Source organism: Actinoallomurus purpureus (assembly GCF_024055795.1).
In the GTDB taxonomy this organism is placed as follows: domain Bacteria; phylum Actinomycetota; class Actinomycetes; order Streptosporangiales; family Streptosporangiaceae; genus Actinoallomurus; species Actinoallomurus purpureus.
The window spans coordinates 360,783-383,020 of the sequence record NZ_JAMXMY010000002.1; the positions used below are offsets into that span (position 1 = coordinate 360,783).

A 22,238-nucleotide genomic window follows, 5' to 3' on the forward strand; every position below is an offset into this window, starting at 1 on the left:
GTACGGGTCGTGGACGTAGTGCGGAAGGGTGTCGCCTCCCTTGTCGAGGACCTTGACCCGCACGTCGAATTACTCTCGGCTACATAGCGAACGCTCCAAGTGAAGATCGAGCACTCCACCTGTCCGGAGCCCCCTCCATGAGCAACGAGCCCATCGACCCGAAGTCCTCCGCCCGCGCGTTCTACGCGGTCCAGCTGAAGCGGCTGCGCGCCGAGCGCAAGCTGACCCAGGGCGAACTCGGCGGGCACCCCGCGGTCATGGTGTCCGACAAGCTCATCGGCCACGTCGAGAACTGCTACCGCCCCCCGACCCGTCGCCTCTCAAAGGGCCTGGACAAGGCCTTCGACATCCGCGAGTTCTTCGAAGGCCTGTACGCCGCCATCAAACGCGAATCGGGGCCGGCGCCGAGCTTCTGGGAGTACGAGGAATACGAGGGCATCGCTTCCTCCATCAAGACGTACCAGAACTTCCTGATCCCTGGTCTGCTGCAGACGGAGGAGCACATGCGCACGGTAGTGAGTGCCGGACAAAGACCGGACGCAGTGGATCAGCTGGTCGCGACCCGGATGGCCCGGCAGGAGATCCTGCGACGCGACGATCCGCCCTGGCTTGTCGCGCTGCTGGATGCGTCACGAGTGAGTCGAGGACGGCTCGATGCGGTAGACCGGTGTCTATGACGGACCACGCGCTCAAGGGAGCAGGTGGGGTCTCCGGATGCCTACGCTCGCCATCTTGATCGGGCTGCAGGCGTCGGGGAAGACGACGTTCTACCGGCAGCGGCTGGCGCCCGCGTACGTGCAGGTCAGCAAGGACGGCTTCCCGAATGCGCGGCGGCGGCAGCAGCGCCAGATGCGGCTCGTCGAGGAGGCGCTGGCGGCGGGTCGGGACATCGCCGTCGACAACACCAATCCCTCGCCCGAGGAGTGGCGGCCGCTGGCCGAGGCCGCGCGGAGGCACGGGGCGAAGGTCGTGGGTTACTGGTTCCCTCCCGACGTGGCCGGTTCGCTGCGGCGGAACGCGTCCCGCGCCGGAAGGGAACGGGTGCCCGCCGTCGGCATCTTCGCGACCCGCAAACGCCTGCGGTGTCCCCGGCGATCGGATGGCTTCGACGCACTGTGTGAGGTCCGGATCGACGGCGCGGGCGGATTCGACGTCCGGCCGTTGGCGGAGGAGATGACGGACTGAGGCGGGCGCGGTCACCACGGCCCTCGGGTCAGCCGGTGCGTCGTACGAAGTGGCGGTCGTGGTCGGACAGGGCACCGACCGGGACGGTGGAGTGCAGGACCACGTCGACCGCGCGGTGCGGATCGGAGGCGTAGCAGCCGCTGCCCCACGCGCCGTTCGCCTCGACGACCGCCCAGCGCTCGTTCCCTGAGGGCTCTTGGATCGTGCCGACGTCGACGACGATCGCACCGGGCAGGGTGTGCCTGTACTCCGCCAGCAGATCCCGGGCGAAGCCCAGCACCGCCGCCCGCCGGGGCTGCGTGTCGAGCGGCGCGGTCCGGGTCTGGCCGTCTCGAGCAGCCCTTTCTTCGGCGGGTGAAGTCGTCGCAGGGACGACCAGCCTGCCGCCGTTCATCGTCGTGGATGCCGATGGCGTCGAGATCGAGCCGGTCACCGCCTATCTGCGTGACCTGGCCCTGAACGATATGAGCCCATCGACCGGTCGGAGCTATGCCTTCGACACCGCGAACCAGTCACTCGCGCCGGGCTGACCTCGGTACGACGACCAGTGATCTTCCCGGAACGTGTATCGCGGACGTATCGAAAATCGCATACGCCACCGCAACAGTCTTGCGTGTTCGGTGGAGGCATGGACCACAGCGCATCAATGGTCAGTTCGTCCATCGGGAAAGGACTGTGATCATGGACTCGGATTCCGTACGTGGTGTCGACCGGCGGCGGCTGCTCGGGTGGAGCGGGTTGGCGGCGGCCGGCGTGGTGGCGGCCGGCGCGTCGTCGCTGGTGGGCGCCCAGCCCGGCCGCGCCGACTCGGCCCCAACCGACGACGACCCGATCCCGCCGGACACCCTGCCCGGCGGAGCCTATGACCGGTACGTGGCGAAGCTGGCCGCCGAGGGCAAGTTCTCCGGCGTGGTGCTGCTGGCGCATCAGGGCCGGACTGTCCTGTCGCGCAGCTACGGCATGGCCGACGAGGAGAAGGGGATCGCCAACCACGAGGGCACCGCGTTCAGCCTCAGTTCGGCGGGCAAGCCGTTCTACGCGGTGGCCATCTTGCAGTTGGCGCAGCAGGGCAAGATGAAGCTGTCGGACACGGTGGGCACTCATCTGGAGGGCTTCGCCAAGGAGATCGCCGAGCAGGTGACCATCCACCACCTGTTGTCCGGCACCTCCGGGCTGGACAGCCCGGATGAGGACGTGCAACGCGTCTTCCAGAGCCGGGATGAGGTGCACGAGTACTACGAGCAGCGGGCCCGGCAGGCGAAACTGGTGGGCGTCCCGGGTGTTCCCGACACCGCCCACGCGGAGGCGGAGGTCACCATTTCCGCGCTGGTCGTGGAGGCCGTGACCGGCAAGACGTACTGGGACTACGTGCAGGAGAACATCTTCAAGCGCTGCGGCATGACCGGCTCGGCGTTCTACACCAGGCCGCAGTGGCTCACCGACGAGCACATCGCGCACCCGTACATGACGCTGGCCGACGGCAGCGTGGTGGACGCCGTCCGCAACCTGGACAAGAGCAGCCCGGACCCGAACGTACTCGGCAAAAATCCGGGCCGCGCCTTCATCGATGCCCCCGGGGACGGCGGCTTTGCCACCGCGCCGGATCTGGTCCGGTTCGCGCGCGCGCTGGGGGACGGCACGGTGCTGGACCGGCCCTGGGCCGACGTGCTCACCGCCGCGAAGATCCCCCATGGACCGGCGTCGTTCGGGGCGTACGGGATTCCGGTCTCCATCGTCAACGGCCAGTGGATGTACCAGCGCGCCGGTGGCAATCCCGGTGTCAGCGCCAACTGGGACATCTACCCGTACACCGGCTGGGTCGGTGTCATCCTCGGCAACTGCGACGGCGTGCCGCTGCAGGAGATGATCGGGCAGGAGATGCAAGCCATCACCGGGGCTCCGGCCGGCGGGGGGTCGGGTGGCTGAGCTACCGGAGGATTCCGTGTATCGCGGGCGTATCCAAAACCGCATACGCCACCGCAACGGCCTGAACCTGTCAGCACCACCCAGCCGCACGCGCAGAATCGTGCTCGTCGGCCTGGCAATCCTCGGCCTGGCGGGCGCGATGTTCACCGTGCGGCGGCCGCTCATGATGTCCGCTCCGGCGTGTATGGCCGGGCGGTGGCACGGCTGCTTCGACACGGAAAACGGTGTGCTGCTCATGATGCTGGTCGGGCTGCCATTGCCCGCTCTGGTGGTGTGCGCTCTGACGCTCCGTCGGCGTGCCGCCGGCGTCACCTCGGCGTGGCGGATGTCGCTGGCCGAGGTGGGCATGGTCTACGGGACGGTGCCGTTCGTATGGATCACCCTGATGCCGGGCCCGGGGGCCGGCATCGTCCCCGGCCGGGTGAACCTGATCCCGCTGCGGGACCTGGTCACGATGGGGCCGGTCGGGATCGGCGGCAACCTGCTGATCTTCGCGGCGCTGGGGTTCTTCGCTCCGATGCGGTTCGCGGCGCTGGCGTCCGTGCCGCGGATCCTGATGCTCGGGGCAGGCTGCTCAGCCCTGGTCGAAACCGCACAGTACGTCCTGCGGCTGGACCGGGTGTCCTCCGTGGATGACGTCCTGGTCAACGCCGCCGGCGCCGTGCTGGCCGCGCTGGCATCGCGCCACTGGTGGCGCACAGCGGCGGAGGTGCCGTCGGACCAGCCTCGCCCCGCGCTGGTATCGACACCTGCAGACTGAGTGCATGCGCGTACTGATCGTGGAGGACGAGCCCCTACCTGGCCGACGACGCCATGATCGTCGGTTCACCGGTCGTTCCGCACGTCGAGGCGGTGATCAGGCGGGGCGCCACCGTGCGCGGGTGCCTGCCCCGACCTGTCCTACCGTGACGCTCGCGTTCCGACGATCGGTGGTCTCGGTGGACAGGTCGGCGAGGAGGCGCAGGGCCGCCTCGGAGGGGGAGTCCGGCTCGGCGTTCCAGACCATGACGCGCTGGCCCTGGTCGTCAGGGAGGGGCATGACCTCCTCGGACAAGGTGAACGCGCCGACCAGCGGGTGGCGGTACTCGCGGGTGTTGTACGCGCAGTCGCCCACCGGGTGGGCGGACCACAGTGCGGCGAACTCCGGGCTCTTCATCGCCAACTCGCCGACCAGCGCGGTCAGCGCCGGGTCGTCCGGGTAGCGGCCGGCGGCCAGACGGAGGTACGCGACGGCGTCGCGCGCCTTCTTCCGCCAGTCCGCGTACAGCTCGCGGGTGTGCGGGTCGAGGAACAGCAGCCGCGCCATGTTCGGCCGGTCGGCCGGGCGTTCGGGAGCCTCGACGTCCAGGTGCCCGGCGAGCAGCGCGTGGGCCATCCGGTTCCACGCGAGGGCGTCGGTGCACCGCCCGATGACCATGGCGGGGACGTTCCCGAAGGACTCGATCATCAGCCGTACGCCGGGGCGGATCCGTTCCGGGCGGGGGCGTCGGCGCGCGGCCGGGGTGGGACGGGCGAGGCCGTGCAGGTACGCGCGTTCGCCCTCGTCGAGGTTCAACGCACGGGCGATCGCGTCGAGGACGGCGTCGGAGGCGTTCTGGCTTTGCCCCTGCTCCAGCCGCGTGTAGTAGGCGACGCTGACCCCGGCCAACTGCGCGAGTTCCTCACGCCGTAGCCCCGGGACGCGGCGCCGGCCGCCGTAGTGGGTCAGCCCGACGTCCTCCGGCCGCAGCCGCGCGCGACGTGACCGCAGGAATTCCCCCAGTTCCGCCCGCTTGTCCATGTCCATCAGTATGGCGCCGCCTCCGGCCCGGATCCTGACCCTGCCAGTGGTACGAATCCGGGGCGTACGCGGGACAGGGGGCTGGGTACGGCCCGCCGCGCGCCGGAGTCTCTTCCCGAACGAACTCCCATCATGGAAAGGGACGGTCATGGCCGTTCTGGAAGAGATCAACGGAAGGACCGGGGACCGGGCCCGGATGACGGCGCGTCAGCGCATGGTCCTAGTGTTGCTGCTCGGCGCGCAGTTCATGCTGGCCGTCGACTTCTCGATCCTCAATGTCGCCCTGCCCGCCGTCGGCGACGGACTGGGCATCGGCCTGCACGGCCTCCAGTGGGTCGCGACCGGATTCGCGCTGCCCGCGGCGGGTCTCACGCTGCTGTCGGGGCGGGTCGCCGACCTGTTCGGCCGGCGGCGGATGTTCCTGACCGGTATGGCGCTGCTGGCCGTGGGATCGCTGTTGGGCGGCCTCGCGGTCTCTCCCGCGATGCTGCTCACCGGGCGGGTGCTGCAGGGCGTCGCCACCGCGATCAGCACACCGGCGGCGCTGTCGCTGCTGACCACCTCGTTCCCGGAGGGGTCACTGCGGGACCGGGCGCTCGGGCTGAACGGCGCGCTGATGTCCGCGGGCTTCACTGCGGGCGCCGTCCTCGGGGGCGTACTCACCGACCTGCTCAGCTGGCGCTGGGCCTTCCTGGTCAACGTGCCCATCGCGGTGCTCATCCTCGCCGCCACGCCGAAGCTGATCGCCGGAGGCCGGGCCGCCCGGAGGATGCGCCTGGACATCCCGGGCGCGCTGACGGTGACGGCCGGGCTGCTCGCACTCGTCTACGGCGTCACCGCGGCGGGGGAGCGTGGCTGGACCGCTCCGGCCGCACTCGTCTCTCTGGCCGCTGCCGCGGCGCTGCTGGTGGCCTTCTGGTTCGCCGAGGCGCGGTCGGCGGACCCGCTCCTGCCGGTACGGATCCTCCGGCGGCGCACGGTGGTGTGGGGCAACGCCGCAGGGCTCATCGCCTTCCTCACCGAGACCTCCCTCGTCTTCTTGATGACGCTGTACCTGCAGGAGGTGCTCCGTTACTCGCCCCTGGCCACCGGGCTGGCGTTCGGCGTCCTCGGCGCGGGGACCGTCACCGGCGGTCTCCTCGGCGCCCGGGTGATCGCCCGCCTGGGGATGTACCGGGTGCTGGTCGGCGCGTTCGTCGTCCAGGCGGTCGCGACCGCGTCACTGGTCGCGCTCGGCGACGCTCACCGCTGGATCGCGCTGTTCCTGGCCGCGACCTTTGTCGGGGGCGTGGGCAACATGCTCGCGATCGTCGCCTTCATGGTCACCGCGACGTCCGGGCTGCCCGACGGCGAGCAGGGGCTGGCCACGGGGCTGGCGACCATGACGCAGCAGATCGGGATCACCATCGGCATCCCGATCATGAGTGCGATCGCCACCGCGCGTACGGGCGCGCTCGGCGGCTCCCACACGCGCGCCGAGGCCGTCCTCGGCGGGGTACGGCTCGCCGTGCTCGTCAATGCGGCGATCGTGCTCGCCGGCGCGCTGCTCACGGCGGCCTTCCTCCGCCGCCGCGCCGCCCGCTGAGTGGTGCCCTGTTTCCGTGGCGGAGAGCTGGGGACGCGCCGTCCTGATCAGTCCTCCGACAGGGTCAGGAGCTTGAGGACGGTGTTCCCGTTGCGGAGGGTCGCCGGGACGCCGAGGCGCTTGTCGAGGATCGCGGGGAGCTTCGCCCGGCCGAGCCCGTCCGGGAAGTAAAGATAGAGCTCTTTTTCGCCCAACCTGAGTTCTTCGGGGGCGAACTCCGCCGGATCGAGGGCGCGCAGCCGTTCGGGGGCCGGGGCCTCGGCCAGGAACGCCACCGCGAATCTGGCCGGGTCCCGGACCTCCAGCGGGTTGCCCTCGACGATCGCGCGCAGCTCCGCCGCCGTCCGTACCATCACCGGCACCGTACGGCCCACGGCCGCGGCGAGACGGCCCTCGATCGCGGCGGCGATCCGCTCCGTCGGCGCCTCCGGCCCGGTGAACACGGCGTTGCCGCTGTTCAGGTGGGTCCGGACGTCGGTGTGACCCAGCGCGGCCAGCACGTCCTTGAAGTCGGCCATGGCGACCTTGGTGTCGCGGCCGACGTTGACTCCGCGCAGGAGAGCGACGTAGCGGGCCACGGGCCCTACTCGACGGTGACGGACTTGGCGAGGTTGCGGGGCTGGTCGACGTCGTGGCCCCGTGCCGTGGCCAGCTCGCAGGCGAAGACCTGCAGCGGGATCGTCGTGACGAGGGGCTGCAGGAGCGTCGGCACGGCCGGGACCCGGATGAGCGTGTCGGCGTACGGCGCGACGGTCTCGTCGCCCTCTTCGGCGATGACGATCGTACGGGCCCCCCGCGCGCGGATCTCCTGGATGTTGGAGACGATCTTGTCGTGGAGGATCGGCCGGGCGCGCGGCGGCACGACGACCACCACCGGCAGGTCCTGTTCGATCAGCGCGATCGGGCCGTGCTTCAGCTCACCGGCGGCGAAGCCCTCCGCGTGCATGTACGCGAGCTCCTTGAGCTTCAGCGCGCCCTCCAGGGCCACGGGGAAGCCCACGTGGCGGCCGAGGAAGAGCACGCAGCGCTCGCCCGCCAGCGACCGGGCGAGCTCGCGGACCGGCTCGACCGTGCCCAGGACCTCTTCCACCTTCTCCGGCATGGTGCCCAGGAGCTGGATCATGGCGAAGACCTCGTCGCCCCACTTGGTCCCCCGGACCTGCGCGAAGTACAGCGCGATCAGGTAGACGGCGACGAGCTGGGTGAGGAACGCCTTGGTCGAGGCGACGGCGATCTCCGGGCCGGCGTGGGTGTACAGCACGCCGTCGCACTCGCGCGGGATCGTCGAGCCGTTGACGTTGCAGATGCCGAGCACGTTGGCGCGCTGCTCACGGGCGTGCCGCACGGCCATCAGCGTGTCCATGGTCTCGCCGGACTGCGAGATCGCGATGACCAGGGTGGAGCGGGCGAGGATCGGGTCGCGGTACCGGAACTCGCTGGCCAGCTCGACCTCGCACGGGATCTGGGCCCAGTGCTCGATCGCGTACTTGGCGATCATCCCCGCGTGGTACGCCGTGCCGCACGCCACGATGATGATCTTCTCGACGTCGCGCAGCTGCTGGTCGGACAGGCGCATCTCGTCCAGGGACAGGCGCCCGTCGGCGCCGACCCGGCCCAGCAGCGTGTCGGCGACCGCCCGCGGCTGCTCGGCGATCTCCTTGAGCATGAAGTAGTCGTGGCCGCCCTTCTCGGCGGCGGAGACGTCCCAGTCGACGTGGTACTCCTTCACCGGCGCCGGGGCGCCGGCGAAGTCGGTGACGGTGACGCCGGACGGGCGCAGCTCGACGACCTGGTCCTGACCGAGCTCGATCGCGTCGCGGGTGTGCGCGATGAAGGCGGCCACGTCGCTGGCGAGGAAGTTCTCCCCGTCGCCGACGCCGACGACCAGCGGGGAGTTGCGGCGCGCGCCGACGACGAGGTCGGGCTCGCCCGCGTGCACGGCGACGAGGGTGAAGGCCCCATCGAGCCGTCCACAGATCCGCCGCATCGCCTCGGTCAGCCCGACGCCCTTGGTCACCTCCTCCTCCAGGAGGTGCGCGACGGCCTCGGTGTCGGTGTCGGAGGACAGCTCGTGGCCGCGCTCCTCCAGCTCGACGCGCAGGGCGGCGAAGTTCTCGATGATGCCGTTGTGCACGACCGCCACCGCGCCGGTGCAGTCGATGTGCGGGTGGGCGTTGCGGTCGTTCGGCGGGCCGTGGGTGGCCCAGCGGGTGTGGCCGATGCCCGCGTGGCTGAGCGGCGGCGGGCTCTCGGTGAGCGCGTCGCGCAGGTTGACCAGCTTGCCCGCCCGCTTCGTGACCGTCAGCTTGCCGTCGGCCAGCACCGCGGCGCCCGCCGAGTCGTAGCCTCGGTATTCCAGTCTGGCGAGCCCGTCGACGACCACGTCGAGAGCGGACTGCGAGCCGACGTACCCCACGATTCCGCACATGGGACGCCAGCGTAATGGCTCCAGGTGAGCGGGTAGACCAGTGCCGCCGGTACTGTCCGCATCCGGTAAAGATCACCCAGAGTGGACTTCAGGAAACGCTAAGGTGACGCCATGATCACTGATGGGGGCGGTGTGCCCAGCCCCTATGTGGAATTCGGTCGCGAGGAATGGCGGGAGCTTCGGGCGGGGATGCCGCTGTCGCTCACAGCGGATGAGCTGGAGGCCCTGCGCGGGCTGAGCGACCCCATCGACCTCGGCGAGGTGGAGGGGGTCCATCTGCCGGTGGCCCGGCTCATCGGACTGTTCAGGGCCGCCGACGGCCGCCTGCGGGACGCGGTCGGCGCCTTCCTCGGCGCCCCGGGCGCCCCCACTCCGTTCATCATCGGCATCGCCGGGAGCGTCGCCGTCGGCAAGTCGACCGTGGCGCGCCTGCTGCGGACGCTGCTCGCCCGGGGCCCCGGCGAGCCGGACGTCGAACTCGTCACCACCGACGGCTTCCTCTATCCGAACGCGACCCTTGCCGAGCGCGGGCTCATGGAGCGCAAGGGCTTCCCGGAGTCGTACGACCGCCGTGCGCTGCTGGGGTTCGTCTCCGCGGTGAAGGCGGGCGCCACCGAGCTGTCCGTTCCGGTGTACGACCCGCTGGCCTATGACATCGCGCCCGGCATCCGGCAGGTCGTCAAGCGGCCCGACATCCTCATCGTGGAGGGTCTGAACGTCCTGCAGACGGCCCGGCCGGGCGGTCTCGCGCTGTCGGACCTGTTCGACTTCTCCATCTACGTCGACGCGCGGGTGGACGACATCCGCCAGTGGTACGTCGACCGCTTCTTCGCGCTGCGGCGCACGGTCTTCACGGACGAGCGGTCCTTCTTCCACCCGTACGCACGGGTGCATGAGGACGAGGCCGCGGCGTACGCGGAGAAGCTCTGGCGGGACACCAACGAGATCAACCTCGTGGCCAACATCCTGCCGACCCGGGACCGCGCCACCCTGGTCCTGCACAAGGACCGCGACCATCGGATCCACCGCGTACGCCTCCGCCGCATCTGAGCGTCAGCGCCGCGGCCGTACGACCAACAGCGAGCAGCAGGCTCCGAGGGCGGCCGTCGCCGCCAGCGCCGCGCCCGTCATGGCCAGGGCGTGACCGGTCGGCGGCGCCACGCTGAGGAACAGCGTGCCGAACGTCGCCACGCCCACGACCTGACCGAGCTGGCTCATCGTGACGAGCAGACCGCTGGCGTCCGCGGAGTCCGTGACAGGGACGTCGGCGAGCGCCATCGTCAGCATCGGACTGAAGGCTCCGCCCAGGCCGAGGCCGGTCAGGCCCATCGCCACCTCCAACCCGGCCCCGCCGGACCGGAAGACCCCCAGCCCGACGTAACCGAGGGCCGCCACCAGGAAGGCCACCGGGATCATCAGGCGGTGCCACCGGGCGGGCACCCGCCGCCAGTTCAGGCTGGCCAGCGCGAACCCTCCGGCGCCGGGGATGAAGGACAGCCCCGCCCGCAGGGGCGTTTCTCCGAGGCCGCCCTGTAGGTGGAGGGCCAGGCTGAACAGGAACCCGCCGAACGTCGCCATGCAGACGAAGATCGTGGCGGCACCGGGGACGACACCGGGCGTGCGGAGCAGCCGGCCCGGGATCAGCGGCGCGGTCGCCCGGCGCTGCACGGCCACGAAGACGCCGAAGAGCACGATGCTGCCGGCCAGCATCAGCCAACCCCATCCCGGCCAGCCCTCCTCGTGCCCGAGCACGAGCGGCACGACGAAGCACACGACCGCGGCCGACAGACCGACCACACCGGGGATGTCCAGGCGGCGGCCCGGCTCGCCGGTGTCACGCGGCAGGACTCGTGGCCCGGCGATCAGCAGCGCCACGCCGATCGGGACGTTCACGAGGAACACCGGGCGCCAGCCGGTGCCGAGGATGTCGGCGCTCACGAGCGCGCCGCCGACGACCTGTCCGACGACGGCGCCGCCGGACAGCACGGCCGAGTAGAGGCTCAGCGCCCGCGCCCGGGCGGTGCCCGTGAAGCTACGCTGGATGAGGCTCATCACCTGCGGCACCATGAGCGCGGCGCCCGCTCCCTGGATGAGCCGGAACGCGATGAGCAGGCCGGTCGTCCCGGCCAGCCCGCACGCCAGGGACGCGGCCGTGAACACCGCGAGCCCCCCGAGGAAGGCGCGCCGGTGGCCCAGGATGTCGCCGAGCCGCGCACCGGTGATGAGCAGCGTGGCGTACGCGATGGTGTAGCCGGCGATGACGAGCTGCAGGCCCGCGCCGGAGGCGTGCAGGTCGGTACGGATGGTGGGTGCGGCGACGTTCACGACGGTCACGTCGAGGACCGCCATGAACTGGCCGAGCATGATGAGCGTCAGCAGCCCGCCGCGGCGGACCGGCGCGCGCGCCGCGGGGGCGTCGAGGGTGATCTGGGCCATGCCCCGAGCCTGCGGGCGAAGCGATACGGGTGGTGAGAGCCCGCTGATACTGGTGTTACCAGCACCTGGCACGGCCGCCGGGGTTGACGCACCATGGACGGGTGACCGTGACGACCTCGCGACGGCGGACCGAGCTGGCCGCCTTCCTGCGCAGCCGCAGGGAGCGCATCACCCCCGCCGACGTGGGCGTTCCGGCCGGGTTGCGCCGCCGTACGCCGGGCCTACGCCGCGAGGAGGTCGCCCAGCTCGCGGGGGTCGGGGTCACCTGGTACACCTGGCTCGAACAGGGCCGGCCGATCAACGTGAGTGTCCAGGTCCTCGACGCGATCGCGCGCACGCTGCGCCTGGACCAGACCGAGCGCGAGCACCTCTACCGGCTCGCGGCCGTCCCCTCCGTACCCGGTCCTGCGGTCCACGAGCGCCTCGAGCCGCAGGTGCAGACCGTCCTCGACGGCCTGGTCCCTCTCCCGGCCGCGGTCCTGACCAGCCGCTATGACGTCCTCGCGTGGAACGCCGCCTACGCGGCGATGTGGCCGAAGGTGCTGGAGGACGACGTGCCCCGGAACCTCATCTGGCGGATGTTCGTGACCCCGGAGTGCTGCAGCCCGATGGTCAACCGCGACGAGGAGCTGCCGCAGATGGTCGCGACGTTCCGCGGGGCGTTCGGCCGCCACCTCGGCGAGACCTCCTGGACCGAGCTCGTGCACCGCCTGTCGTCGGCCAGTCCCGAGTTCGCCGAGATGTGGGCCGCGCACGACGTCGCGGTCCCGGCCACGCGCGTGAAGATCTTCCAGCACGCCTCGGTCGGCGTGATCCGGCTGTCGGTGGTCAACTTCGCCGTCACCGCCACCCCGGAGACCCGGATGGCGGTCTACACGCCGGTCGACGCGGAGAGCCGGGAGCGCGTTCAGTGGCTGATCGACCATCCCGGCGCCCCCGCCGTCGACCATGTCCACGCGGCCACGATCGGCGCGGAGTGATAAACCTGGTCAGGTGATCGTCGGAGTGGGGATCGACGTCGTGGACGTCGCCCGGTTCGCCAGGTCCCTGGAGCGCACGCCCGGCCTTGCCGTCCGGCTCTTCACCGACCACGAACGCGGGCTGCCGCCACGGTCCCTCGCCGCGCGGTTCGCCGCCAAGGAGGCCCTGGCCAAGGCACTCGGCGCGCCGCGCGGCCTGCAGTGGACCGACGCGGAGGTGCGCCGGGCCGAGGACGGCCGCCCGAGCCTGCACGTGGCGGGCACCATCCTGGAGGCGGCCGACCGGCTGGGCGTCACCACGTGGCACCTGTCGCTCAGCCACGACGGAGGCGTCGCCGTCGCGGTGGTGATAGCGGAGAACACCCGATGAGGAGGCGAGCGTGATGCGGTACGCGCATGAGGTGGACAAGGTCCGGACCGCCGAGCGGACGCTGATGGCCCGCCTGCCTGAGGGGACGCTCATGCGGCGCGCCGCGGCCGGCCTGGCCTCGGTCTGCGCCCGGCTCCTGTCCGGCGGACGGGCGCTCGGCGAGGCGGGCCTCGGAGTGTACGGCGCGCGGGTCGTCCTGCTGGTGGGCAGCGGCGACAACGGCGGCGACGCCCTGTACGCGGGCGCGGGCCTGGCCCGGCGCGGCGCCCGGGTCACCGCGATCCTCGCCGGGGCGAAGACCCATGAGGGCGGTCTCGCCGAGCTGCGCGCCACCGGCGGCCGGGCGGTGCCCGTCGCGGACGACGCGCGGGTGGCGGAGGAGATCGACCTGGCCGAACTGATCATCGACGGCATGCTCGGCATCGGCGGCCGGGGCGGCCTGCGCGAGCCGTACGCCGGGCTGGCCGGGCGGGCCGCGGCCGGCGGGGCGGTCGTCGTGGCCTGCGACCTGCCGAGCGGCATCGACGCGAGCACGGGACAGGTCGCCGGGCCAGCGGTCCGTGCGGACGTGACCGTCACGTTCGGGATCTACAAGCCGGGCCTGCTCGTCGACCCGGGAGCCCAGCACGCGGGCGTGGTCGAACTCGTCGACATCGGGCTCGGCCCGTACCTCCCGGACCCCGACGTCTGCGCGCCGCGCGCCGACGACATCGCCGACCGGCTGCCCCGCCCGACCAACGAGTCGGACAAATACCGCCGGGGCGTCGTCGGCGTGCTGGCCGGCGGTGAGGCCTTCACCGGCGCCGCCGTCCTCGCCGTCGGCGGGGCGGTGCACGGCGGGGCCGGCATGGTGCGGTTCGCCTCTTCCGAGCACCCCGTGGAGCTGGTCCGGCAGCGCTGGCCGGAGGCCGTCACCACCGTCATCGGCGACTCGCTGGACAAGGTCGGGCGCGTACAGGCGTGGGTGGCCGGCCCGGGGCTCGGCACCGACGAGCGGGCCGAGGCGCTGCTCGCCCAGGTCCTCGCCTCGGACCTGCCGGTCCTCGTGGACGCCGACGGGCTGACCGTCCTGTCGCGGCGGCGCGACCTGCTGTGGCGGACCGCGCCGACCCTGCTCACCCCGCACGCCGGGGAGCTGGCCCGGCTGCTGGGCACGGACCCCGCCGAGGTCGAGGCGCGGCGACTGGAGCACGTGCGCCGCGCCGCCGAGGAGCTGAACGCCACCGTGCTGCTCAAGGGCTCCACCACGGTCATCGCCGAGGCCGAGCGGCCGGTGCGGGTGAACCCCACCGGCACGCCCTGGCTGGCCACGGCGGGCACCGGCGACGTGCTTTCCGGGCTCACGGGCGCGCTGCTGGCCGGCGGCCTGGAGGCGATCGACGCGGCGACGGCGGGGGCGTACCTCCACGGCCTGGCCGCGCGGCTGTCCGCCGACCCGTACGGCCGCGGCGAAGCGCCGATCAGCGCGTACGACGTCGTGGACGCCCTGCCGGGGGCGTTCCGTACGGTGTCCGCCTGACCTGGCCGCGAGGATGGCCGGACCTCACGCCGGTGGCTGCCACACTGGAACGCATGTTGAGCGTCCCCGCGACAGCACATGTCGATCTGGCGGCGATCAGCCATAACGTCGGCGTCCTGCGTGAGAAGGCCGCGGGCGCCGAGGTGATGGTGATCGTCAAGGCCGATGGGTACGGGCACGGCATCATCCCGGTCGCCCACGCCGCCCTCGCGGGCGGCGCGTCCCGGCTCGGCGTCGCCTCGCTGGCCGAGGCGATGCTCCTGCGGCGGGCCGCCATCGACGCGCCGATGCTGTGCTGGCTGTACGGGCCCGGCGAGCCGTTCCACGAGGCCGTCGCCGCCGACGTCGACCTGTCGGCGGGCTCGGTCCGCCTCGTCGAGGAGATCGCGGACGCCGCCGTGCGCGCGGGCCGTACAGCGCGGCTGCACCTGAAGGCCGACACCGGGCTGTCCCGCAACGGGGCGACCCCCGCCGACTGGCCGTCGGTCGTGGACGCCGCCCTCCGGGCGCAGTCGGAGGGGCACGTCCGGGTGGTGGGGCTGTGGTCCCACATGGCGTGCGCGGACGAGCCGGGCCATCCGTCGATCGCGTCGCAGCTGAAGGTCTTCGCCGACGCCGTCGAGCTGGCGGAGAAGGCGGGCGTGCGCCCGGAGGTCCGTCACCTGGCCAACTCCGCGGCGACGCTGACGATCCCGGAGGCGCGCTACGACCTGGTGCGCCCCGGCATCGCCGCGTACGGCCTCAGCCCGATCCCGTCGCACCCGGCCTCCGACGGGCGCGAGGGCCGCAACTTCGGGCTCCGGCCCGCGATGACCCTCACCGGGCGGCTCGTGATCGCCAAGCGGGTCGGGCCGGGCACGGGCGTGTCGTACGGCCATCGCTACACCACCGAGCGGGAGACGACGCTCGGGCTGGTCCCCCTGGGGTACGCCGACGGGATCCCGCGCGCCGGCACGAACCTCCTGGAGGTCTGGGCGGCGGGGAGCCGGCGGCGCATCGCCGGCACGGTCTGCATGGACCAGTTCGTCATCGACGTGGGCGACGACGAGATCCACGCCGGCGACGAGGTGATCCTCTTCGGCCCGGGCGACCGGGGCGAGCCCACCGCACAGGACTGGGCCGACCTGCTCGGCACGATCTCCTACGAGATCGTCACCCGCATCGGCGCCCGCGTCCCCCGCGCGTACGACGGAGGTCCCGCATGAACAAGAAGCGCATCGGCCTGATCGGCGCGGCGGTCGGCACGGCCGGCGCGGTCGGCGTCGGCGCGGTCGTCGCCGCGCGCAGGTACGCCGTCGGTCGGGCCCGGTTGACCCCCGACCCCGACGCGAACGAGGCGTTCGGTGGGCTGCGCGGACGGTCGCTGACCGTGGAGGCCACCGACGGCGTGCCCCTCCACGTCGAGATCGACGGGCCGGACGACGCGCCGCTCACGGTCGTCTTCTGCCACGGCTACTGCCTGAACCAGGACTGCTGGCACTACCAGCGGCGCGACCTCGGCCGGGACGGCGACCTGCGGATGGTGTTCTGGGACCAGCGCAGCCACGGCCGGTCCGGGCGCAGCGATTTCGTCCACGCCACCGTCGACCAGTGCGGCGAGGACCTGTTCGCCGTCCTGGAGGCGACGGTCGACGCCGGCGCGCCGGTGGTCCTGGCCGGCCACTCGATGGGCGGTATGACCATCATGGCGCTGGCCGAGGGCCATCCGGAGCTGTTCGAGGACGGCAGGGTCGCCGCCGTCGCCCTGATCAACACGTCCTCGGGCGAGCTGGCCGAGCTGAGCCTGGGCCTGCCGATGGCGTTCGGGAAGGTCTTCAAGGCGGCGCTGCCCCGGGTGACGCGCAGCCTCGGCAAGCGCGCCGAGCTGATCGACCGCGGTCGGCGGGTCGGCGCCGACGTCGCCTTCATGGCCACCCGCCGGATCGCCTTCGGCGACAAGAAGGTCAGCCCCACGGTGGTGGACTTCGTCGAGCAGATGATCCGGTCCACGCCGATCGACGTGATCGCGGAGTTCTATCCGACGCTCGCCGCCCACGACAAGCTCGCGGCGCTGCAGGTGTTCAAGAATCTGCCCGCGCTGGTCGTCACCGCCGACGAGGACCGCCTGACGCCCGCCGCGCACGGGCGGGCGATCGCGGCGGTGCTGAGCGACGCGGAGCTCGTGGAGGTGGCCGAGGCCGGCCACGTCACCATGCTGGAGCATCCTGAGATCGTCACCCGGGCGCTCGTCCGGTTGATCGACCGGGTGCGCCCCGTCGAGGAAGAGGAGCGGTCGGCGTGAAACCCATTCCGGTTCCCACCGATGAGGTGATGCGCGAGCTGGGCCGCAGGCTGGCCGCCGTCGTGCGCGCGGGCGACCTGGTCGTGCTGTCCGGCCCGCTCGGCGCGGGCAAGACGACGCTGACCCAGGGGCTGGGCGAGGGCCTGAAGATCCGGGGGCCGGTGACCTCGCCGACCTTCGTCATCGCGCGGGTGCACCCCTCGCTGGCCGGGGGGCCCGCGCTGGTGCACGTCGACGCCTACCGTCTCGGTGGTCTGGAGGAGGTCGACGATCTCGACCTCGATCTGCAGGACGCCGTGACCGTGGTCGAGTGGGGTGAGGGCCTGGTCGAGGAGCTGTCCGAGGACCGTCTGGAGGTCATCATCGAGCGCGGTGAGACGGAGGAGCGGACCGTCCGTATCACCGGTGTGGGCGCACGCTGGGCGGACGGGTCGATCGATCACGTGCTGTGACCGCTCCCAGGGTCGGCCGATGTTGGACCGGTCCCTTTCGGCATGACGCAGACGTTTCGGGGATTTTGAAATACCCTCACGGATAAATCTCACCTTCCTGGCAGATCAGGACAGATGGATCGAGGGGGAGAGATCTGGTGAGTGGTCGCCGTCGCGCTCCCCGCCCGGCCGGACGCAACACACGCGTCTGGGCCGTCGCGGGCGCTCTCGCATTGGCCGTCGCGGTCTGCGCCGTCGTGGCCTTCGCCCTCCTCCGTACGGGCACGGCCCGTCACACGGCGTCATCGAAGGGCGGCGGGGGACCGCAGAGCTCACCCATGAGCGCGCCCGGCGGCTCCGAGCGCGACCTGGTCCCCGACGCCTGCACGGCGCTGAGCCAGAAGGTCGCGGACGAACTCGCTCCGAACGCCGACCGCACCGCGATGAGCCAGGCGACCCAGTCCGACCAGCACAGCGAATGCGCGTGGAGCCTCTTCGGCACCACCCGCCGGCAGCTGACCATCGAACTGCGCGCCCTCAGCGCCGAAGGCGGCACGAGCGCGACGAGCGTCGCGACCCGGACGTTCGGCCAGGAATGGGAGTCCGACCGCGCGGGCAAGGACCTCGCCGACACCGTCAAGGTGCGCGACAGCCGTGGTGTCAGCGGCGTCGGCGAACAGGCGTACGTCGTGTACACGGTCGACAATGACGAGAGCGGGGAGGCCGTCGCCAACGCCCGGCTGGCCAACGTCCTCGTCACCGTCCACTACGCCGGCGGCGACGACACGGAGCCGCTGACGTCCTCCGACGCCACCAACGGCGCCCTGTCCGCCGCCCGCGACGTCGTCTCCAAGCTCCAGTCCCAGTCCTGACCGGCCGAGACCACCCCGTGGGCGCGCTACGCTCATAGGTCGTGCTGGTCTTGGCTTTTGACACTGCGACCGCCGCGGTCACCGTCGCCCTGAGCGAAGGCACCTCCGGCGGCGTCCGGCTACGCGCCGAGTCCAACGCGGTCGACCGGCGGCGGCATGCCGAGGTGCTCGCCCCCGCGATCGCGACCGTACTCGAGGAGGCCGGGGTGACCCGGGCCGATCTGTCGGCCATCGCGGTCGGCGTCGGCCCCGGGCCCTACACCGGCCTGCGCGTCGGGCTGACGACCGCCCGCGCGCTCGGCGCCGTGCTCGGCGTCCCGGTCCACGGCGTCTGCACCCTCGACGTCCTCGCCTGGCAGTCCGGCCGCCCGGACCCCTTCGTGGTGGCCACCGACGCCCGGCGCAAGGAGGTCTACTGGGCGTCGTACGCCTCGGGCCGCGCGCGGAGCGCAGGCCCCGCCGTCGGCAAGCCCGCCGAGGCGGCCGAGCCGGGCCTGCCCGCCATCGGGGAGGGCGCGCTGCTGTACGCCGACACGCTCGCCGGGCAGGAGCCCGCGCTGCCGTCCGCGGCCGCGCTCGCCGACCTGGTGATCACCCGGCTGTCCGGCGGCGACGGCCCCGACCTGGTGCCGCCCGTCCCGCTGTACCTCCGCAAGCCCGACGCCCGCGAGCCGGGGCCGCGCAAACGGGTGACGCAGCCGTGACGCTGCGCCCGATGACCGCCGACGACGTGCCCGAGGTGCTGGCGCTCGAGCCCGTGCTGTTCCCCGAGGAGTTCTGGTCGGAGGAGGCCTACCGCGAGGAGCTGGCCGACCCGGGCGGCACGCGGCACTACGTCGTGGTCGAGGACGACGACGGGCGCTTCGCCGGCTGGGCAGGCCTGGCCGCCGTCGGCGCCCAGGCCGACGTGCTCACCATCGGCGTACGGCCCGAGCTGCAGGGGCGGGGGTTCGGCGCCCGGATGCTGACCGCGCTGCTGGACGAGGCCGCGGCCCGCGGCTGCCCCGAGGTGTTCCTCGACGTGCGCGCCGACAACGACCGGGCGCGGCGCCTGTACGAACGCTTCGGCTTCACTCCGGTCGGCGTCCGCAAGCGCTACTACCAGCCCTCCGGGGTGGACGCGATCGTGATGGTCCGTGACTCGCGGCGGAGCGGAGCGCCCGCCGGACAGGAAGTGGGAAAATGAGGGACGAACCTTTGGTCCTGGGGATCGAGACGTCCTGCGACGAGACGGGCATCGGCATCGTCCGCGGCCACACGCTGCTGGCCGACGCCATCGCCTCCAGCGTCGAAGAGCACGCGCGGTTCGGCGGGGTCGTCCCCGAAGTGGCCTCACGGGCGCACCTGGAGGCCATGACGCCGACCGTCGACCGCGCCCTGGCCGACGCCGGCGTCACCCTGAACGACATCGACGCGATCGCCGTGACCGCCGGGCCCGGTCTGGCCGGCGCCCTCCTCGTCGGCGTCGCCGCCGCCAAGGCGTACTCCCTCGGCCTCGGCAGACCGCTGTACGGCGTCAACCACCTCGCCGCCCACGTCGCCGTGGACCAGCTCGAACACGGCGCGCTGCCGAAGCCGTGCGTGGCGCTGCTCGTCTCCGGTGGCCACTCCTCGCTGCTCCTCGTCCCCGACGTCGCCTCCGACGTGCGCCCGCTCGGCGCCACCGTCGACGACGCGGCCGGCGAGGCGTTCGACAAGGTCGCGCGGGTGCTCGACCTCGGCTTCCCCGGCGGCCCGTACATCGACCGCGCGGCCCGGGAGGGCGACCCCGGCTCGGTGTTCTTCCCGCGTGGCAAGTACGACGACGGCACCTACGACTTCTCCTTCTCCGGCCTCAAGACCGCGGTGGCCCGCTGGGTGGAGGCCCGCGAACGCGCCGGTGAGCCGGTTCCGGTCGCCGACGTCGCCGCGGCCTTCCAGGAGGCGGTCGTGGACGTTCTGACCAAGAAGGCCATCGCCGCCTGCAAGGACAACGGGGTGTCCCACCTGCTCGTCGGCGGCGGTGTCGCGGCCAACTCCCGGCTGCGGGCCCTGGCCCAGGAACGCTGCGACGCGGCGGGCATCCGCCTGCGCGTGCCCCGGCCGAAGCTGTGCACCGACAACGGTGCCATGGTCGCGGCCCTCGGCTCCGAGCTCGTCGCCGCCGGCCTCCCCCCGTCCGACCTGGGCCTCCCCGCTGACAGCTCCCTCCCCATCACCCAGGTCCTCGTCTGAACGGCCAGGTGGCCAGGTCCAGCCGGGGCCACGCCGGCCGATCCGGTCAGCCGGGCGCCGGGTCGAGGCGACGCGCAGCGGACGCTCTGGCCGCAGCGCCGACTCCGGCGTCGTAATTGACGCCACCAACCCGACAATGAGGACGTCCATCCGTCAATAGCGGCGGCGAGCCGTCAATAGCGGCGGCGTGCCGCCAGTGCGGGCGGGCGGCGGGTACGCGGTGGCTTCACCCACACGGCCGCACCGACCGTCGCGCCGTCGACCTCGGCGATCCGGAATGACGGCGGGCCGAATGCTCGGTGACCGCCATCCCACACTGGGGCGAACCACCTCGGCCCAGCCCTCGGGTCGGCCTATGACCGAGCAATCCGTCCGACGGGAAGCCGGCTCCGGCGCAGTGTGCAGCGGTCCGAACGCCTGCGTCCCGACCCTCGCCGGGTCGGGACGCAGGTCGCTGAAGGCACCGGGTCAGCGGGCTCGGTTGCGGTTGAACCGGGTCTTCGCCCAGACGTAGCCGACGAGGGCGATGCCGGCGCACCACGCGGCGGAGGTGACGGCGCTGTGCCCGATGGGTGTGCCCATCAGCAGGCCGCGCAGGGTCTCGATCACGGGAGTGAAGGGCTGGTACTCGGCGAACCAGCGCAGGCCCGCCGGCATGGAGCCGGTGGGGACGAACCCACTGCCGATCATCGGCAGGAGCTGCAGGGGGAGGGGCAGGTTGCTGGCGCTCTCGGGGGACTTGGCGAACACACCGAGGGCCACCGCCAGCCAGGTGAGCGCGAACGTGACCATCAGGAGGACGCCGATCGTCGCGATCCACTCGACCGGACCGGCGTCGGGCCGGAAGCCGAGGGCCAGGGCGAAGCCGATGACGAGTGCCGTGCTGAACATCGTGGTGATCAGGCTGCCGATGACGTGCCCGGTCAGCAGGGAGGCACGGGAGATCGCCATGGTGCGGAACCGGTCGATGATCCCCTCGGTCACGTCCACGGAGACCGCCACGGCTGTCATGAGGGACCCCGACGCGACGGTCATCAGGATGATCCCTGGGACGAGGTAGTCCAGGTACTGCGCCCGGCTGCCGCCGATGCCGGTGCCCAGCGCGCCGCCGAAGACGTAGACGAACAGCAGCAGGAAGATGATCGGCAGTCCGGCGACGCTGAGGGTCAGGGACGGGTAACGGAGGGCGTGCCGGAGGTTGCGGCGCAGCATGGTCGCCGAGTCGCTCGCGGCATGGGACAGGGCGCTCAACGGAGGGCCTCCTTGGCGGTGTCGGGACGGCCGGTGAGGGCGAAGAAGACGTCGTCGAGGTCGGGCGTGTGGACCTGCAGCTCTTCGGGCTGTACGGCGGTGGCGTCGAGCCGGTCGAGCAGGGCCCGCAGTGCGGGGAGGCTGCCATCGCTCGGGACGCGGAGGGTGAGGTTCTCCTTGTCGAGGACGGCGTCGGTCAGCAGGTGTGCGGCGCGGTGGAGCTCGGTGGCGTCCGCGAAACGGAGCCGGATGTGGCCGCCGGGTACGCGGCGTTTGAGCTCCTGCGCGCTGCCCTGGGCGACCAGCCTTCCGTGGTCGAGCACGGCGATCTGGTCGGCGAGCCGGTCGGCCTCATCCAGGTACTGCGTGGTGAGCAGGACGGTGACGCCGCCGGCGACGAGGTCACCGATGATCTTCCACATGGTGCGGCGGCTGCGCGGGTCCAGACCGGTGGTCGGCTCGTCGAGGAAGATGACGCGCGGGTCGCCGACCAGGGTCATGGCCAGGTCGAGGCGGCGGCGCATGCCGCCGGAGTAGGTGGCGGCGAGCTTGCCGGCCGCGTCGCGCAGGTCGAACCGCTCCAGGAGGGCGTCGGCGCGTCGCCTGCCCTCGATCTTGCCGAGGTGATGCAGGTCGGCCATGAGGATGAGGTTCTCCCGGCCGGTGAGCTTGTCGTCGAGGGCGGAGAACTGGCCGGTGACCCCGATCGCGGACCGTACGCCGTCGGGATCTTCGGCGAGGTCATGGCCGGCGATCTCGACCTGGCCGGCGTCGGCGTCGATGAGCGTGGACAGGATCTGGACGGTGGTGGTCTTGCCGGCGCCGTTCGGGCCGAGCAACGCGAAGACCGTTCCTTGCGGGACGTACAGGTCGATGCCGTCCAGGACGAGCTTGTCGCCGTAGGACTTGCGAAGGCCGGTGGCCTTGATCGCTGCGGGCATGGCACTTCCTCAGGGCGCGTCAGGGTGCGGCGTGCCGCG

24 protein-coding genes are annotated in these 22,238 nt (G+C 72.0%); 17 read left to right on the forward strand and 7 right to left on the reverse strand.

Going from position 1 to position 22,238, the window contains the following annotated elements:
* Window positions 1-137: 137 nt before the first annotated feature.
* Window positions 138-677 (forward strand): helix-turn-helix domain-containing protein, encoded by a 540-nt coding sequence (locus NE236_RS06415; protein ID WP_252840871.1) that lies wholly within the window; start codon window positions 138-140, stop codon window positions 675-677.
* A 55-nt stretch (window positions 678-732) separates the two neighbouring features.
* Window positions 733-1,185 carry an ATP-binding protein gene (locus tag NE236_RS06420; RefSeq protein WP_252840872.1) on the forward strand — a complete coding sequence of 151 codons (453 nt, stop codon included), beginning with the start codon at window positions 733-735 and terminating at the stop codon, window positions 1,183-1,185.
* Between the two features lie 28 nt (window positions 1,186-1,213).
* On the opposite strand, the gene NE236_RS06425 is transcribed toward NE236_RS06420, so the two are convergent.
* Window positions 1,214-1,579 (reverse strand): ATP-grasp domain-containing protein, encoded by a 366-nt coding sequence (locus NE236_RS06425; protein ID WP_252840873.1) that lies wholly within the window; start codon window positions 1,577-1,579, stop codon window positions 1,214-1,216.
* Between the two features lie 4 nt (window positions 1,580-1,583).
* Here NE236_RS06425 and NE236_RS43335 point away from each other — a divergent pair, with 4 nt between their 5' ends.
* From NE236_RS43335 to NE236_RS06435, 3 genes are all read left to right on the forward strand, one after another.
* Window positions 1,584-1,715, forward strand: coding sequence for a hypothetical protein (locus tag NE236_RS43335; RefSeq protein ID WP_289849966.1), 132 nt, complete (start codon window positions 1,584-1,586; stop codon window positions 1,713-1,715).
* A gap of 151 nt (window positions 1,716-1,866) precedes the next feature.
* The gene (locus tag NE236_RS06430; protein ID WP_252840874.1) at window positions 1,867-3,111 is read left to right on the forward strand and encodes a serine hydrolase domain-containing protein; all 1,245 of its coding nucleotides are present in this window, start codon (window positions 1,867-1,869) and stop codon (window positions 3,109-3,111) included.
* Window positions 3,112-3,211: 100 nt separating this feature from the next.
* Window positions 3,212-3,871 carry a VanZ family protein gene (locus NE236_RS06435; protein ID WP_252840875.1) on the forward strand — a complete coding sequence of 220 codons (660 nt, stop codon included), beginning with the start codon at window positions 3,212-3,214 and terminating at the stop codon, window positions 3,869-3,871.
* A gap of 96 nt (window positions 3,872-3,967) precedes the next feature.
* Here the strand turns inward: NE236_RS06435 and NE236_RS06440 are convergent, their stop codons facing one another.
* Window positions 3,968-4,891: a helix-turn-helix domain-containing protein gene (locus NE236_RS06440; RefSeq protein WP_252840876.1), complete on the reverse strand. Its 924-nt coding sequence runs from the start codon at window positions 4,889-4,891 to the stop codon at window positions 3,968-3,970.
* A 148-nt stretch (window positions 4,892-5,039) separates the two neighbouring features.
* Here NE236_RS06440 and NE236_RS06445 point away from each other — a divergent pair, with 148 nt between their 5' ends.
* On the forward strand, window positions 5,040-6,476 hold the full coding sequence (locus tag NE236_RS06445) for an MFS transporter (protein ID WP_252840877.1): 1,437 nt from the start codon (window positions 5,040-5,042) through the stop codon (window positions 6,474-6,476).
* 47 nt (window positions 6,477-6,523) lie between these two features.
* Here the strand turns inward: NE236_RS06445 and NE236_RS06450 are convergent, their stop codons facing one another.
* Together NE236_RS06450 and glmS are read right to left on the reverse strand one after the other, a co-directional pair.
* On the reverse strand, window positions 6,524-7,054 hold the full coding sequence (locus NE236_RS06450) for a DUF1697 domain-containing protein (RefSeq protein WP_252840878.1): 531 nt from the start codon (window positions 7,052-7,054) through the stop codon (window positions 6,524-6,526).
* 5 nt (window positions 7,055-7,059) lie between these two features.
* Window positions 7,060-8,904, reverse strand: coding sequence for a glutamine--fructose-6-phosphate transaminase (isomerizing) (glmS, locus tag NE236_RS06455; protein ID WP_252840879.1), 1,845 nt, complete (start codon window positions 8,902-8,904; stop codon window positions 7,060-7,062).
* Between the two features lie 111 nt (window positions 8,905-9,015).
* Here glmS and coaA point away from each other — a divergent pair, with 111 nt between their 5' ends.
* Window positions 9,016-9,954, forward strand: a complete 939-nt coding sequence (gene coaA, locus NE236_RS06460; protein ID WP_289849967.1) for a type I pantothenate kinase — start codon at window positions 9,016-9,018, stop codon at window positions 9,952-9,954.
* Window positions 9,955-9,957: 3 nt separating this feature from the next.
* Here coaA and NE236_RS06465 read toward each other — a convergent pair whose 3' ends face one another.
* Complete coding sequence (locus NE236_RS06465; protein WP_252840880.1) at window positions 9,958-11,340, reverse strand: MFS transporter; 1,383 nt, start codon at window positions 11,338-11,340, stop codon at window positions 9,958-9,960.
* 101 nt (window positions 11,341-11,441) lie between these two features.
* Here NE236_RS06465 and NE236_RS06470 point away from each other — a divergent pair, with 101 nt between their 5' ends.
* From NE236_RS06470 to tsaD, 10 genes are all read left to right on the forward strand, one after another.
* Entirely contained in the window at window positions 11,442-12,320 is an 879-nt protein-coding gene (locus tag NE236_RS06470) for a helix-turn-helix transcriptional regulator (RefSeq protein WP_252840881.1), read from the forward strand.
* A 13-nt stretch (window positions 12,321-12,333) separates the two neighbouring features.
* Window positions 12,334-12,690: a holo-ACP synthase gene (locus NE236_RS06475; protein ID WP_252840882.1), complete on the forward strand. Its 357-nt coding sequence runs from the start codon at window positions 12,334-12,336 to the stop codon at window positions 12,688-12,690.
* Between the two features lie 13 nt (window positions 12,691-12,703).
* A complete protein-coding gene (locus NE236_RS06480) occupies window positions 12,704-14,209 on the forward strand; it encodes an NAD(P)H-hydrate dehydratase (protein WP_252840883.1) in 1,506 nt (501 codons plus the stop codon).
* Window positions 14,210-14,265: 56 nt separating this feature from the next.
* Window positions 14,266-15,414, forward strand: coding sequence for an alanine racemase (alr, locus tag NE236_RS06485; RefSeq protein ID WP_252841149.1), 1,149 nt, complete (start codon window positions 14,266-14,268; stop codon window positions 15,412-15,414).
* Complete coding sequence (locus NE236_RS06490; protein ID WP_252840884.1) at window positions 15,411-16,490, forward strand: alpha/beta fold hydrolase; 1,080 nt, start codon at window positions 15,411-15,413, stop codon at window positions 16,488-16,490. The genes alr and NE236_RS06490 overlap by 4 nt, the downstream gene beginning before the upstream one ends.
* A gap of 29 nt (window positions 16,491-16,519) precedes the next feature.
* On the forward strand, window positions 16,520-16,942 hold the full coding sequence (gene tsaE / locus NE236_RS06495) for a tRNA (adenosine(37)-N6)-threonylcarbamoyltransferase complex ATPase subunit type 1 TsaE (protein WP_252841150.1): 423 nt from the start codon (window positions 16,520-16,522) through the stop codon (window positions 16,940-16,942).
* Between the two features lie 137 nt (window positions 16,943-17,079).
* A complete protein-coding gene (locus NE236_RS06500; RefSeq protein ID WP_252840885.1) occupies window positions 17,080-17,793 on the forward strand; it encodes a hypothetical protein in 714 nt (237 codons plus the stop codon).
* Window positions 17,794-17,834: 41 nt separating this feature from the next.
* Window positions 17,835-18,497: a tRNA (adenosine(37)-N6)-threonylcarbamoyltransferase complex dimerization subunit type 1 TsaB gene (gene tsaB, locus NE236_RS06505; RefSeq protein WP_252840886.1), complete on the forward strand. Its 663-nt coding sequence runs from the start codon at window positions 17,835-17,837 to the stop codon at window positions 18,495-18,497.
* Window positions 18,498-18,508: 11 nt separating this feature from the next.
* Complete coding sequence (gene rimI, locus NE236_RS06510) at window positions 18,509-18,979, forward strand: ribosomal protein S18-alanine N-acetyltransferase (RefSeq protein ID WP_252840887.1); 471 nt, start codon at window positions 18,509-18,511, stop codon at window positions 18,977-18,979.
* Complete coding sequence (gene tsaD / locus NE236_RS06515) at window positions 18,976-20,007, forward strand: tRNA (adenosine(37)-N6)-threonylcarbamoyltransferase complex transferase subunit TsaD (RefSeq protein ID WP_252840888.1); 1,032 nt, start codon at window positions 18,976-18,978, stop codon at window positions 20,005-20,007. Before rimI ends, tsaD begins: the two co-directional genes overlap by 4 nt.
* Window positions 20,008-20,475: 468 nt before the next feature.
* Here the strand turns inward: tsaD and NE236_RS06520 are convergent, their stop codons facing one another.
* On the reverse strand, window positions 20,476-21,258 hold the full coding sequence (locus tag NE236_RS06520; protein WP_252840889.1) for an ABC transporter permease: 783 nt from the start codon (window positions 21,256-21,258) through the stop codon (window positions 20,476-20,478).
* The gene (locus NE236_RS06525) at window positions 21,255-22,199 is read right to left on the reverse strand and encodes an ATP-binding cassette domain-containing protein (RefSeq protein WP_252840890.1); all 945 of its coding nucleotides are present in this window, start codon (window positions 22,197-22,199) and stop codon (window positions 21,255-21,257) included. Before NE236_RS06525 ends, NE236_RS06520 begins: the two co-directional genes overlap by 4 nt.
* Window positions 22,200-22,238: the final 39 nt, after the last annotated feature.

Coding starts and splice junctions, on each gene's coding strand:
- NE236_RS06480 (WP_252840883.1), top strand. CDS start 12,704: ATGCGGTACGCGCATGAGGTGGACAAGGTCCGGACCGCCGAGCGGACG.
- tsaE (WP_252841150.1), top strand. CDS start 16,520: ATGCGCGAGCTGGGCCGCAGGCTGGCCGCCGTCGTGCGCGCGGGCGAC.
- NE236_RS06525 (WP_252840890.1), bottom strand. CDS start 22,199: ATGCCCGCAGCGATCAAGGCCACCGGCCTTCGCAAGTCCTACGGCGAC.
- coaA (WP_289849967.1), top strand. CDS start 9,016: ATGATCACTGATGGGGGCGGTGTGCCCAGCCCCTATGTGGAATTCGGT.
- NE236_RS06465 (WP_252840880.1), bottom strand. CDS start 11,340: ATGGCCCAGATCACCCTCGACGCCCCCGCGGCGCGCGCGCCGGTCCGC.
- rimI (WP_252840887.1), top strand. CDS start 18,509: ATGACCGCCGACGACGTGCCCGAGGTGCTGGCGCTCGAGCCCGTGCTG.
- tsaD (WP_252840888.1), top strand. CDS start 18,976: ATGAGGGACGAACCTTTGGTCCTGGGGATCGAGACGTCCTGCGACGAG.
- NE236_RS06445 (WP_252840877.1), top strand. CDS start 5,040: ATGGCCGTTCTGGAAGAGATCAACGGAAGGACCGGGGACCGGGCCCGG.
- glmS (WP_252840879.1), bottom strand. CDS start 8,904: ATGTGCGGAATCGTGGGGTACGTCGGCTCGCAGTCCGCTCTCGACGTG.
- NE236_RS06490 (WP_252840884.1), top strand. CDS start 15,411: ATGAACAAGAAGCGCATCGGCCTGATCGGCGCGGCGGTCGGCACGGCC.
- NE236_RS06415 (WP_252840871.1), top strand. CDS start 138: ATGAGCAACGAGCCCATCGACCCGAAGTCCTCCGCCCGCGCGTTCTAC.
- NE236_RS06430 (WP_252840874.1), top strand. CDS start 1,867: ATGGACTCGGATTCCGTACGTGGTGTCGACCGGCGGCGGCTGCTCGGG.
- NE236_RS06440 (WP_252840876.1), bottom strand. CDS start 4,891: ATGGACAAGCGGGCGGAACTGGGGGAATTCCTGCGGTCACGTCGCGCG.
- NE236_RS06425 (WP_252840873.1), bottom strand. CDS start 1,579: ATGAACGGCGGCAGGCTGGTCGTCCCTGCGACGACTTCACCCGCCGAA.